Source organism: Mesorhizobium sp. M1169 (assembly GCF_040318345.1).
Taxonomy (GTDB): Bacteria; Pseudomonadota; Alphaproteobacteria; order Rhizobiales; family Rhizobiaceae; genus Mesorhizobium.
The window spans coordinates 112,400-123,478 of sequence record NZ_JAMYME010000016.1 but is presented as its reverse complement, the minus strand read 5'-3'; the positions used below and the strand labels follow the sequence as shown (position 1 = coordinate 123,478).

Annotated in this window: 17 protein-coding genes and 1 pseudogene; 12 read left to right on the top strand and 6 right to left on the bottom strand. The window is 62.9% G+C overall.

The window, feature by feature from the left end; translation table 11 throughout:
- The 4 genes and pseudogenes from NKH41_RS17935 to NKH41_RS17920 all read left to right on the top strand — a co-directional run.
- Nucleotides 1-260: pseudogene (locus tag NKH41_RS17935) on the top strand (hypothetical protein); the annotation flags it as partial.
- Nucleotides 245-448 carry a hypothetical protein gene (locus NKH41_RS17930; RefSeq protein ID WP_352452710.1) on the top strand — a complete coding sequence of 68 codons (204 nt, stop codon included), beginning with the start codon at nt 245-247 and terminating at the stop codon, nt 446-448. The pseudogene NKH41_RS17935 and the gene NKH41_RS17930, both read left to right, overlap by 16 nt.
- Nucleotides 448-771, top strand: coding sequence for a hypothetical protein (locus tag NKH41_RS17925; RefSeq protein WP_352771406.1), 324 nt, complete (start codon nt 448-450; stop codon nt 769-771). Before NKH41_RS17930 ends, NKH41_RS17925 begins: the two co-directional genes overlap by 1 nt.
- A gap of 171 nt (nt 772-942) precedes the next feature.
- The gene (locus tag NKH41_RS17920) at nt 943-1,242 is read left to right on the top strand and encodes a hypothetical protein (protein ID WP_352474206.1); all 300 of its coding nucleotides are present in this window, start codon (nt 943-945) and stop codon (nt 1,240-1,242) included.
- 14 nt (nt 1,243-1,256) lie between these two features.
- Here NKH41_RS17920 and NKH41_RS17915 read toward each other — a convergent pair whose 3' ends face one another.
- Entirely contained in the window at nt 1,257-1,532 is a 276-nt protein-coding gene (locus tag NKH41_RS17915) for a hypothetical protein (protein WP_352474207.1), read from the bottom strand.
- Nucleotides 1,533-1,700: 168 nt separating this feature from the next.
- On the opposite strand from NKH41_RS17915, the gene NKH41_RS17910 reads away from it, so the two are divergent.
- The 4 genes from NKH41_RS17910 to NKH41_RS17895 all read left to right on the top strand — a co-directional run bounded on the left by NKH41_RS17910 (nt 1,701) and on the right by NKH41_RS17895 (nt 3,297).
- Nucleotides 1,701-1,997, top strand: coding sequence for a hypothetical protein (locus NKH41_RS17910; RefSeq protein WP_352474209.1), 297 nt, complete (start codon nt 1,701-1,703; stop codon nt 1,995-1,997).
- 343 nt (nt 1,998-2,340) lie between these two features.
- Nucleotides 2,341-2,646: a DUF1236 domain-containing protein gene (locus NKH41_RS17905; protein WP_352474210.1), complete on the top strand. Its 306-nt coding sequence runs from the start codon at nt 2,341-2,343 to the stop codon at nt 2,644-2,646.
- A gap of 124 nt (nt 2,647-2,770) precedes the next feature.
- Nucleotides 2,771-2,983, top strand: a complete 213-nt coding sequence (locus NKH41_RS17900) for a hypothetical protein (protein WP_352452715.1) — start codon at nt 2,771-2,773, stop codon at nt 2,981-2,983.
- Nucleotides 2,984-3,069: 86 nt separating this feature from the next.
- Entirely contained in the window at nt 3,070-3,297 is a 228-nt protein-coding gene (locus NKH41_RS17895) for a DUF2934 domain-containing protein (protein ID WP_352474214.1), read from the top strand.
- A 137-nt stretch (nt 3,298-3,434) separates the two neighbouring features.
- Here NKH41_RS17895 and NKH41_RS17890 read toward each other — a convergent pair whose 3' ends face one another.
- Complete coding sequence (locus tag NKH41_RS17890) at nt 3,435-3,749, bottom strand: hypothetical protein (RefSeq protein ID WP_352474216.1); 315 nt, start codon at nt 3,747-3,749, stop codon at nt 3,435-3,437.
- A 10-nt stretch (nt 3,750-3,759) separates the two neighbouring features.
- Nucleotides 3,760-4,032, bottom strand: a complete 273-nt coding sequence (locus tag NKH41_RS17885) for a hypothetical protein (RefSeq protein ID WP_352771400.1) — start codon at nt 4,030-4,032, stop codon at nt 3,760-3,762.
- Between the two features lie 148 nt (nt 4,033-4,180).
- On the opposite strand from NKH41_RS17885, the gene NKH41_RS17880 reads away from it, so the two are divergent.
- Entirely contained in the window at nt 4,181-4,873 is a 693-nt protein-coding gene (locus NKH41_RS17880) for a hypothetical protein (RefSeq protein WP_352491120.1), read from the top strand.
- A 135-nt stretch (nt 4,874-5,008) separates the two neighbouring features.
- On the opposite strand, the gene NKH41_RS17875 is transcribed toward NKH41_RS17880, so the two are convergent.
- Nucleotides 5,009-5,341, bottom strand: a complete 333-nt coding sequence (locus NKH41_RS17875) for a hypothetical protein (protein WP_352491006.1) — start codon at nt 5,339-5,341, stop codon at nt 5,009-5,011.
- 275 nt (nt 5,342-5,616) lie between these two features.
- On the opposite strand from NKH41_RS17875, the gene NKH41_RS17870 reads away from it, so the two are divergent.
- The 3 genes from NKH41_RS17870 to NKH41_RS17860 all read left to right on the top strand — a co-directional run bounded on the left by NKH41_RS17870 (nt 5,617) and on the right by NKH41_RS17860 (nt 7,741).
- On the top strand, nt 5,617-5,871 hold the full coding sequence (locus NKH41_RS17870) for a hypothetical protein (RefSeq protein WP_352474222.1): 255 nt from the start codon (nt 5,617-5,619) through the stop codon (nt 5,869-5,871).
- A 200-nt stretch (nt 5,872-6,071) separates the two neighbouring features.
- The gene (locus tag NKH41_RS17865; RefSeq protein WP_352771398.1) at nt 6,072-7,322 is read left to right on the top strand and encodes an aconitase X; all 1,251 of its coding nucleotides are present in this window, start codon (nt 6,072-6,074) and stop codon (nt 7,320-7,322) included.
- The gene (locus tag NKH41_RS17860; RefSeq protein ID WP_352474226.1) at nt 7,319-7,741 is read left to right on the top strand and encodes an aconitase X swivel domain-containing protein; all 423 of its coding nucleotides are present in this window, start codon (nt 7,319-7,321) and stop codon (nt 7,739-7,741) included. The genes NKH41_RS17865 and NKH41_RS17860 overlap by 4 nt, the downstream gene beginning before the upstream one ends.
- Here the strand turns inward: NKH41_RS17860 and NKH41_RS17855 are convergent.
- The gene (locus NKH41_RS17855; RefSeq protein WP_352541118.1) at nt 7,738-8,820 is read right to left on the bottom strand and encodes an SIP domain-containing protein; all 1,083 of its coding nucleotides are present in this window, start codon (nt 8,818-8,820) and stop codon (nt 7,738-7,740) included. The two genes, NKH41_RS17860 and NKH41_RS17855, sit on opposite strands and share 4 nt — an antisense overlap.
- Before the next feature lie 2 nt (nt 8,821-8,822).
- Entirely contained in the window at nt 8,823-10,955 is a 2,133-nt protein-coding gene (locus tag NKH41_RS17850; RefSeq protein WP_352771395.1) for a TonB-dependent hemoglobin/transferrin/lactoferrin family receptor, read from the bottom strand.
- Between the last annotated feature and the right edge of the window lie 124 nt (nt 10,956-11,079).

Below are 11,079 nucleotides of genomic sequence, written 5' to 3'. Positions count from 1 at the left end.
CACCACCGTGCCATGGCCGCTCGCCCCTCAGAGCAAGCCCCGTTCTCTCTCCAAAACTTTTTGCAGAACCTTCAGCACACTATCTCGCTTATTCGAAGTGGGGCGCAAAGCCCTATCCCAGGGATAGCTACCCACGGCTCAGGGCAGCCGCCGAGGATCGTCTGGAAATGAGGCGCGAGGCCGCCGCCGAAGAGCGCAAGGCCGCCGGCATGGCCGATGCGGCAGCAAGGGCGGAGGCTCAGAAATGGGCAAGGCGCTGATCCTCTGCGTGGTGCTCGCCGGCTGCACGACAACCGCGCCGGCCGGCAATCCGCGCCAGGTCTGGTGCGACCACAACCAGCCGCGCCGGCCATCGGCGGCCGTGGTCGCCGCCATGACCCGGCCCGAGCTCGACGAGATGAACGCCTTCAACGGGCAGGGCGCCAGATGGTGCGGGTGGACGCCATGATGCACGAATTGCTCGACGTCCTGGGCATCAAGGCGCCGGTGTTGGTCGCCGGCCTGTCCGGCCGCATTTTGCGGGCCTTGTCGCGCCACCGCTACAAGGTCCGCGAAATGGTGGCCTCGCCGATCTGCGGCGCGCTGGCGGCGGCCTATCTGACGCTGCCGGTCGTGCATTATTTCCGCGCCGCCGGCCTGCCCATTCCTTCTCCGGACGACGACACCACGACGCTGGCCGCGGCTTTTCTGATCGGCGTCTCGGCGATGTGGATCTCGGACATCGTCTTCGAGGTTATCGTGCGCCGGTTCGGGCCGGTGAAGGAGGAATAAGCCGCCCAAGCCCGACGAAATAGTGACGTTCAGTTGGAGCCCGCCGCGCCGAAAGGTGCGGCGGGCTTTTTGCATTTTTGCTCGCATTCTGTACGATCTTTCTTTCGCGACAGGGCGGCTCGATCCGGCGCTGCCCGACCAAGATGCGCGTTAGGCATGGGAGATGGTGTCATGCTTGCCAAGGTCCAGACACAAGCGGCAGTCCTGACAGCCGGGGCGCTTCTGTTTGCCGCAACGGCCGACGCGCGGCCGGACAGCCGCGCGATGACATGCGAACAGACGCAGCTTCTGATCCAGAGGCATCGCTCTGTCGTGCTCACCACCGGCCAGAACACCTACGACCGTTACGTCCGCCAATTCGGCAATGAATGCGACTGGCCGCAGGTGCCGCGCGCCGCGTATATCAAGACGCGTGACGGTCAATGTCTGGTCTATCGCTGCCAGGAGCCGCTCTTCGACCTCCCGAATTGAAAGCAGGCGGCGGCTCATTCCTCGTCGAAAGGGCCACCTTCGCGTGCGAGATCGCGCGAAATGACACGTTCATCCGTATCGTCCGGCAAGGCCTCGTCGCTGTCCTGGTAAGCGTTATCGTCGTCCTCCTCCGGCAGTTCGCCGCTCTTCTCGACGTCATAGCGAATATCGCCGTTTTGCGGCACGCCGTCAGGGAGGATTCTCCCGCTCCGGATGGCATCCCAGTCCTGCTGCTGGATCGTCGGGCTCTCCGTCTCGTCGTCGGTTCGTTCTTTGCTGCGCGGTTCCATCGCCGGTTCTCCATAATGTCAGCGGCCCTGAATTGGCTCAGTGATTGAACTCATAAGTCTGGCGGCCGGTTCCGGGCCGCCGCGGTCCGCGCGCGTTGCCGCACGACGGAACCAATCGCGCCGGCGCGCCTTCACATTCAGAAGATACTGGCGCGAAAGGAGCTCGACATGAGACCGCTCATTTTCTTGCCGTACATGCTAGGTGCGCTGCTGCTGGCGGTGCCGGCGGCCGCGCAGCCGGGCGAACAGGCGCAATCCGACCGCTGCAAAGTCGAGCCGCCGGACCAGAACAGCCAGCAGCAGAAGCCGGCCGGCAACAATTTGTCCGATACGCTCGAGCCATGCGGTGGGGTCCTGAAGCCGCCGCCAACGGGCGATCAGGGCATGGCGGCGCCACCGCCGGATGAGGGCAAGACCCCGGTGATCAAGCCCGGCGAGGTGCCGCCACAGCCGCCAAAGCAGTAGCAGCGACGAGCGGCAACTTCGCGCCGCTCGCGCCGGCAGGTTTGTTGCACTCGCTGAGGAACATTAGCTTGTCCTGAATGTTATTTCAGACGCAGTAGATATCACCCCCCTCCGGTATCGCTGCTGATCGGGAAACCGATCGGCCCGCGTCTTGCGACGCGGGCCACCGCAAGCTCATTCGCAGTCCATTCGCCGCATCGCGCGGGCACTTCACCGCTGTTCGATTAGCCGCCACTTACGGAACAACAAGGTGGCGTGGGCGTTTGCCTAGAGGGTTCGCCGCTTCGACCGGAATGCCGCGTCGCAATTGTAAGGGCGAGGCCCGTAACAACAGGAGTAGACGATGAAAATCCACCTTGTTCCTGCTGCGGCGGGATTGGCGTTGCTTGCCGGCGTCGGCGTGGCCACCGCGGACCAGGTGATTGTCACGCCCAAACAGCAGACGGTCATCCGCGAATACGTCCACAAGCACCCGCTGGCGTCGATCAGTCTTCTGGGGGTGGAGCTCAATATCGGTTCCACGTTGCCCGATACGGTCGAGCTGCAACCGATCGATGTTCCAGACGTGCGGTACAGATACGTCGTCGTCGGCAATCGCACCGTGCTCGTCGACCCAGACACCCGCAAGATCGTGCAGGTCATCGAGTGATCGGCGTTGCCAAACCGCGAACCGGATTTGGAAGGTCATGGCCTAAATTATCAAATGAGAGCTCCATCCCGAGCGATCGGGATGGAGCCGCTGTCGTCTCGAAACAAGGAAAGGAGCCATTCCCATGCTGCCGCATGTCGAGCCGGTCAACGTGGCCGCAGCCGTCGACAAACTGCTTGCTGAACGAGGCGATGGCCTGCTGTCGATGAAGGCGGCGATAGCACTGTTGCGCGAACGCACCGGAACCGAGCGCTCGGACGCGGACCTTGAAGGGCTGATCATCAAGAAGGCGGCGCTCCTCGGGGTCGCCGTCCTGTGTGACAGAGAGGTTCAATGACGGTGTCGCCTGCCGCTCAAGACGCCGGTCGAAATTTCAGCTAGAACAAGGTTGCTTACGCATCAACCGAGCCGACGGAGGTATCAGTGACGGACAGGCAGGAACGGATTCGCCAGCGAGCACACGCGATCTGGGAACAGGCAGGCAGGCCCGACGGGGCGCATCAGCAGCATTGGGATCAGGCTACCGCCGAAATCGACGCAGAAACCGCCGCGCCGGAGACCGCCAGCCGACCGAAGCCGAAAGCACGCCAGCCTAAGCCGGCCGCCAGCAAGGACGGAAGCAAATCCAAGGCGCGACCACGTAAAGCGTGAACGCAAGCGGATTTGATTCCAACGCTGGATCTCGCGGGTGGTCGGCCCATACATCGTTCCATGATCGGCAGCAAAACCAGTCCTGACCGGTCCTGCTGCCGCAAGCCCACGATGGCGAGCCCGATTGGCGCGGCTAACTACTTACCGCAATTGTTGTCGTTGACAGTCGGTGAAACCGTCCCGGCAGGCTTGTTGGATGCATCGGGTTGAGCTCCTTGCGGGGTTGCAGGGCAGTTTTCATCCGCATTGGAGTTCATGGTACCCGTCGTGCCCATCGTGCTGCGGGTCGTGCCAGGGTCAATACCGTTCGGCTTGGGCTGGACGACGATGCTCTTCTCGCTGCCAGGCGCATTGTTGTCCGACCCGGCGTTCTGGGCCATCGCCGCGGTCGCCAGACCGGCTGCAAGTATGGAAGCTGTCACGATTTTCGTAAGCATGTTGATCTCCATCATTGGGTTATCATCATGTGACGACTACAGAAAAAACAACCCGGGTGATGGAAAGGTTCCGGCAAAAATGACGCAGCACAGTGAAGCAAACCCGCGCAGCGCTGATCTTCTCGGCCCATTGTTCTATTGCCGTAGGTAGGTTTGATGTTGTGGTTTGCTGATTAGGAATTCGCCTTCTTTGGCCGCCGACCGTCGCAACGTTCGTCTGTTGCGGCGCCATCAGCTGAGTCTCGCATCGCTTCAATTGGTAGAGACCATCCCAAGTAAAACTTTCGGAAAATTTCACTACAAATTTCACGCGGCTGTTATTTGAAAATATACCATGAGGCCAGCGAGCTGATCGGCAACGAAACCGATCATCTTCTTGCAAATTAGTAGGTATGCAACCGGCGACGTCGCGGGCTGTTCAGCGCAACTACAGCAAGGAGAGTGTTATGACCACCTTAATCAAAACAATCACCGATGCGGTGGCAGGCAGCGCAGTTATTTTCATGCTCTCGATGCCCGTGAATGCCGCGGACGGAATTGCCGTTGGTGTTGGAACATCCATCGGCGGCAACGGCGGCATCAAAGCCGGCCTCGGCGCGACGGTTGGCGGTCGCGGCGGCATCAACGCCGGTGCCGGCGCAACGGTTGGCGGCAGCGGCGGCATCAAGGCAGGCCTCGGTGCGTCGTTGGGCGGCAGTAGCGGCATCAACGCCGGTGCCGGCGCGACGGTTGGCGGTTCCAGCGGAATCGCGGCGGGCGCCGGCGCATCGGTCGGGGGCAGAAGCGGCATCAACGCCGGTGCCGGCGCGACGATCGGCGGTTCCGGTGGCATTGCTGCCGGCGCGGGGGTAGGTATCGGCAGCGGCGTTAGGGCTGGCGCGGGGGTCGGGATCGGCAGCGGCATCAATGTCGGCGCCGGTGTCGGGATCGGCGGTGGTACCAATCCGAGCAATCCGTCCAACCCGGGCAGCCCTTCCAATCCCAGCAACCCCAGCAATCCCAGCTTGCCTCAGGTCGTTGCCGACATGTCGGGCGACAAGTTGGCCAGGATGAAGAAGCGCTGCGTTGACGTGCTCAGCAGCGAAGGCACTTACGACAGCGATCTGCGCCAATTGTGCCTGCTGATCGCCCGCCGCTAAGGCGAATACATCGGATGAATGTCGGACCAGGCCGAGAGGCCTTCGTCCACCAAAGCTCCAGCAGTCCAAAGCCCGCCATTGCGGCGGGCTTTTTTCCGAGCACGTGGCGGCAGCATGGCGGGGGCTCACACGCGCTCAGTGTGTTTGACGGCCAGGATCCGGCGAAGCGGACGCTTCGTCTTCCAAGGCGTCCCAGCCCGGCGCGGGACTGCTTTGCATCAGTTCGGGGCACGCAAACTCCGTCAGATCGGTTTCCGCGAAGCCGTCGAACTCGATAGCCGCCCCGTAGAGCTGGGCTGCTTGCATGACGAGCCATTCGATGTCTTCGCGCGCAACATTCTCGGCGAGGTTCTGCAGTCGCGCCGCTTCGGCGACAGCAGTCAGATTGATGGCAATCCCGGACCGCAATACAGCCCGAACTCGGGAACTGACGTCTTCGTGCAGGCGAACCGAAAATCCGTAGCGCATGGAAAACCTTCCCTTCAGGAGCGGTTTGTCCCTCATGTTCCACGATGCGCCCAGGATTCGCGATTGGCAAGCGAAATTCCTTAAAAACTCGTTTTATGTCAAATAGTTAGCGTATTTTGTTGATTGCCTATCTGATGCTTGATCCGCTTCATCTGACTTCTGCATGACTCGCTGATCCGAAGGCCTTGACGCATTCTGCTCACGTACCTAACTCTACAGAAAATTAGGAACACACTAACTCAGCTGCATTTAGGCTGGTGTGACAGGAGGCCGAGATGTCCGAACTGGAACGCCCGGAACGATTGCAGATCATGCTGACCGTCGATGAACTGGCGGCGTTGGAGAACTGGCGCTTCGACAAGCACATGCCGAGCCGGTCGGCCGCGGTACGTGAGCTTTTGAGGCGAGGTCTCACAGCCGATGGTTTCCTGACGGCGGCGCATGGGACCAAGTCGCGCGATTTCGGCATTCTGCCGCATTCTGCAGATGGTGACCGCAGCGCGGCCGACGGACCGTCCCAGAAGGAATAGCGCCGAAGGAATAGCGCCGTTTCCGCCGCGGATCGCCCGCTCTGCGACCGTGCTTCGCGTCTCTCTTGCTTCGCGATGAGCTGTGAACGTCTGGTCTGCTGACGGCTGCGAAGTAGAAGAGATCCAAAGCTCTGTCTTGCCAGACGCTCCGTAATCAGGGAGTGCTTGATCGGCATAGTGCGGGCTCGGGAATATTGCCGATGACGCTGGAATTGACGGCCGGCGACCAGTCGATGCTGCATGGCGAGCAAGGCTCGGCAGCGGCTGCCGCCATGACGATCCTGGTTGCCTTTTCGAAGGCGGTCGGCGCGCGCAAGTTGCTGGACATTGCCGGTGCCCATATAGACGGCTGCCTCTATCACGGCCAGGCCAGCCTCGATTTCGTCGAAAGGCTGATCGAGGGCGGCGGCCGCGTTCGGGTGCCGACGACGCTGAATGTCGGTTCGTTCGACCTCATCCATCCCGGATTGGTGAAGATGCCGGTGTCGCAAGAAACGCCGGCGCGACGCCTGATGAAGGCGCATCTGGAACTCGGCTGCCAGGCGACCTTCACCTGCGCACCCTATCAGACCCGGTTCCGGCCAAGGTTCGGCGAGCAGATCGCCTGGGGTGAATCCAACGCCATCGTCTTTGCCAATTCGGTGATCGGCGCGCGGACCAACCGCTATGGCGATTTTATCGATTTGTGCTGCGCAATTACCGGGCGCGCGCCGGCATGGGGGCTGCATCTGAGTGAAAATCGACGAGGCCAGGTCCTGTTCGAGCTGACTGACGCTGCTTTCGAGCCAAGCGACGCTCTGTTTGTCGGCGTCGGGCTGATCATCGGGCAAAGGGCTGGCGACCGCATCCCTGTCATATCGGGCCTGCCGCAGCCGCGCGACGAGGACCAATTGAAGGCGCTGGGGGCGGCGGCGGCAACGACGGGTGCCGTGGCGCTGTTTCATGCCGTCGGCATCACGCCGGAGGCGAAGACGCCGGATGAGGCGTTGCACGGCCTGGCGCCGGAGGAAAAAATCCGGATCTCTCGCGCTGACATCCACCATGCGCTGGCCAGGCTGTCGAGCGTTCCCGACGGCGTGCAGCTCGCAGCCGTGTCGTTAGGCACGCCGCATTTCTCCCATGAAGAGTGGATGCGCCTGTTGCCGCTGCTGCGCGAAGTCGGTCCAGGCAAAGGTGTCCCGATCTATGTCAACACAGGGCGCGCGACGCTGACGCGGCTGCAGGACGAAGGCGCACTGGCCGGCATGGAAGCCTTCGGCCTTGTCCCGGTCACCGACACCTGCACCTATGTCACGTCGATCCTCGAGCGTCTCGATGGCGTGGTGATGACCAATTCGGGCAAATGGGCGCATTACGCACCTGGCAATATCGGTGTCTCGGTGGCCTTCGGTGACATGGAAGACTGCGTCCGCTCCGCTGCGGCCGGCCGCGTCGTGCGAGGCGCGCCATGAAGACGCCGGCCAGAACCGGTACATTCCACCTTTCCGGCTCGGCACAAGGCCCAGCGCTGGTGCTTTCGCAGGCGCTCAGCTTCTGGGGCGGGATCGACGTCGAAACGGGCGACATCATCGACCATTCGCATCCGGACCTGGGCGGCAATATCGCCCGCAAGATCCTGGTGATGCCGAGCGGGCGAGGGTCGTCGTCCTCGTCTTCGGTTCTGGCCGAAGCGATCCGCAGAGGCACGGCGCCGGCCGGCATTATCCTGGAGCGGCCGGACCCGATCCTTGCCGTCGGCGCCATCGTTGCCGAATTCCTCTACGAAATCAGCATGCCGCTGGTTGTCTGCGACGTGTCAGGCATTGTCTCCGGCGACCGGATCGCAATCGGTCTGGGCGAAGATGCGCAAGCGATGGTGAGCAAGCTCTAGCCGGCCATCAGTCCCGCCGCGCCCCGCCGCCAGTAGGCTGCCGCCAGTGTTTCGTTGCGGCCGAGCGCCAGCGTGCCGCGCCAGTGTTCGCGCACCGTCGTGGCGGCTGCCGCTTCGGCCGCAAACCAGCCGAATGCCGAACCGGTCGGCCATGCGACTGACCGGATGGCGCGCGCCAGCCTGTCGTCGAGCCCGGCTGGCACCCCATTTCTCGGCAGCCAGTGCACCTCTATTCCGGTTGCGTTGTCGACGACCTGCCGTTCGCCATCGTCGGCGATCTCTATGAAGGCCACGCCTTTGGTCTCGGCGGGCAGCGTCTCCAGCATGCGAGCCAGCGCCGGCAGGCCGGTTTCGTCGGCGCCCATGAGATACCAGGACGCCGGTCGCACCCGACGGCCGACCGGCCCCATCATGCCGATCTTCATGCCGGGCGCCGCCTGCATGGCCCAGCGGGCGCCGACGCTGTCGCCGGGGTGGATGAGGAAGTCGACCTCGATGATGCCCATTTCGACGTCGAGGGCCCGGATGGTGTAGACGCGCGCTGCCGGGCGCCTGTCGTCCGAGGGCCATGCCGGGAGGCCATTGCTGCCGAGCACGGGCCAGAGCGGATCGGGGACGTCCCTGGTCGGAAACAGCATGCGGATATGCATGCCGCCGAATTTCGCAAAACGAGAGAGATCCTCGCCGGCGAAGCGGATGCGGCGCATATGCCGCGTCAGGTCGCCGACCTGGGTGACGACCATCTCACGGAACTGCGCGAGGCGGGTTTCTTCGGCGAGATCGCCGGTCCAGACGATCTCGGGACTTTCTTCCTTGGCATATACCTCTACGGCAGTGGCCAGCAGGTCCTTGATGCGGGCCAGCCCATCGCGGTCGGCGGCGTTGGCCCGCATCACCAGCCGCTCCATGTCAAGGGACGCGTCGCCGAAGGCGAAGCGGAAGTCGAGCCGCTGCCCCTCCCGCGAGGCATCGGCATCGAAGCTCTGCAGCCTGTCGCTGATGCGGTCGATGTAATGCGGCAGGTTGCGCAGGTTCAAGCGCGCTTCGCAGGCCAGTCCGCTCACTGAAGCTTCCCTCATTCTCAACCTCCGATCCTGCCTGTGAGCGCCACCTTGAAGGTGCGGCCCTTGCCCTGTTCCGTCGCCGCCGTCGTCGACCAGGCGCTTTGCGGGTCGGTGTAGGCGGTGTTGAAGACGTTATCGACGCTGAAATCGAGCTTGGCGTAGTCGTTGATGCGCCAGTTGGCAAAGACGTTGACCAGGTCGAAGCCGTCATCGACCACGACCGGCGCGTCGGGATTGGTGCGGCTTGTCCGGGTGATCTTGCCGACGCTGAGATATTGCGCACCGACGGTGAGCTGGTCTTCCAGCATGCGGAAGCCGACGGTCGCCGAGAAGCGGTCGAGCGGCGTGTTGTTCAGCGTCTGGCCGGAATAGACGCCGCTAACGACCTTGGCGTCGATCAGGGCGCCGGCGAGGTTCGCGAACCCCCAGCCATAGTCGTAGACGGCTTCGGCCTCGATGCCCTTCAGCCGCGCGTCGCCGATGTTGATCGCCATCCGCGGCAAAACGGTGAGGTCGACGTCGATATAGTCTTCGACGGCGGTGTGGAAGACGTTGACCTTGGCACGAAACAGGTCGCCCGCGGCCAGCACATCGTCATATCTCAGATTGATCCCGGCTTCCCAGTTCTTCGCCGTTTCGGGCTGCAGAAGCAGGTTAGGCTGGTAACTGTCGCCGCCGCCATGCGCGCCGCCGCCGCGATAGACGTCCTGCAGGCCTGGTGCCCGGTAGCCTTCCGAATAGGTGCCGTAGAGCTGGAAGCCATCCAACGGCGTCACGCCGACGGTGAGGCGAGGCGACCAGCGATCGCCCGAAATCGAGGCTTCCGCCGGCGGCACGGTCTTCGTTTTGCCGTCGAGCTGGTAGCCGTCATAGCGCATGGCGGCGATGAGCTGCAGCCAGTCGCTGTAGTCGCCCTGCCATTGCAGGAAGCCGCCATAACCCTGCTGCTCGCCCGAACCGAAATGCGCGGCCTCCGACGTGGCCTCCAGATAGTAGTAGTCGAGACCGTAGGTGAGGGTATGTGCCAACTCCCAGGCGTCGAAACGCGAGGAGTTCTTCAGGTTGAAGCCGGTCGTGGCGACGTCGTAATAGCGGAAGTTGCCGATCGCCGTTGCCGGCCAGACCTGCGTCTGCTCGGCGCGCGTGCGGTTATGGTATGCGTTGACACTGAGGTCGATCAGTTCGTTGTCGTCCGGCCTCCACATATAAGCAGCCGTGTAGGTCTGGTTGGTCGTGTCGGTGTCGTAGCGGCTCAGTGTTGGCGAGGTCGAGCCGCTCGATCCGGTGATCTGGTCATTGTAGCGCTGCAGGATCGCGCCGAGCTTGAGCTCGTGGCCGTCGGCCGGCCGCAGGGTCGCCTTCATATAGCCGCTGGTGATGCTCTCGCCGGTCCATGGCACGGCGTCGCCATTGCCATCGGTGTAGCTGTCGCGGTCGCGATAAATGAGGTTGCCGATGATGTCGGCGTCGTCGCTGAAACGGTAGGCGCCGGTGGTGCTGGTGGTGAAGCCGTCGCCATTATCCTCATTGCCCAGCTTCTCGCTCAGCGCCCAGCGCTCCTCCTGCTTGAGGAAATCGCCGGCATCCCTGGTTTCGAAGGAGACAACGCCGCCGATGCCGCCCGAGCCATAGGCGTTCGAGACCGGGCCGCGAATGACGGTCGCTTCCTTGATTAGTTCCGGCTCGACATAGAACGAGCCCGAGCCGTGGCCGACGCGCCAGTAATCCTGGCGGGCGCCGTCGAGCGTCACCACCACGCGGCCATATTGTTCGAGGCCGCGAATGTTGATGGCGGTTGCCGGATCGTCGCCGTTCATCGAAGCGGCAACGCCGGGCGTGGTGCGGAACATGTCGGCGGCGGTGTCAGGCTGGATGCGTTCGAGCTCTTCCTGATCGACGGCGCTGATGGCGGCCATCGATTCGATAATCGCCGTCTTGATCATCGTCGCCGAGATGGTGATCAGGTCGAGCACGGTCGGCTCGTTCTGCCCAGTTCTAGCCTGCTGGGCGACCTTGACCGGCCGGTCGGCCTTGGCGGCGGCGCCGTTCTTCTCCGGCTTCTGCGCGGCGGCCAGCGGCGCGGCACACAGGCCGAGCGCGAAGGCGAGCGCGGTGCTCGCCATCAAGGTCTTGTTGCTTGTCTGTTTCATGCGTGCAGCCCCGGGAAAAGCAAAGATTGCTGGCGGCGGCCGTTGGCCCTGGCTGGCATGATGGAGAAGCCTCGACACACGGGCCGGGCAGGGATACTTATTAAAACATGATGATAATAGTCAA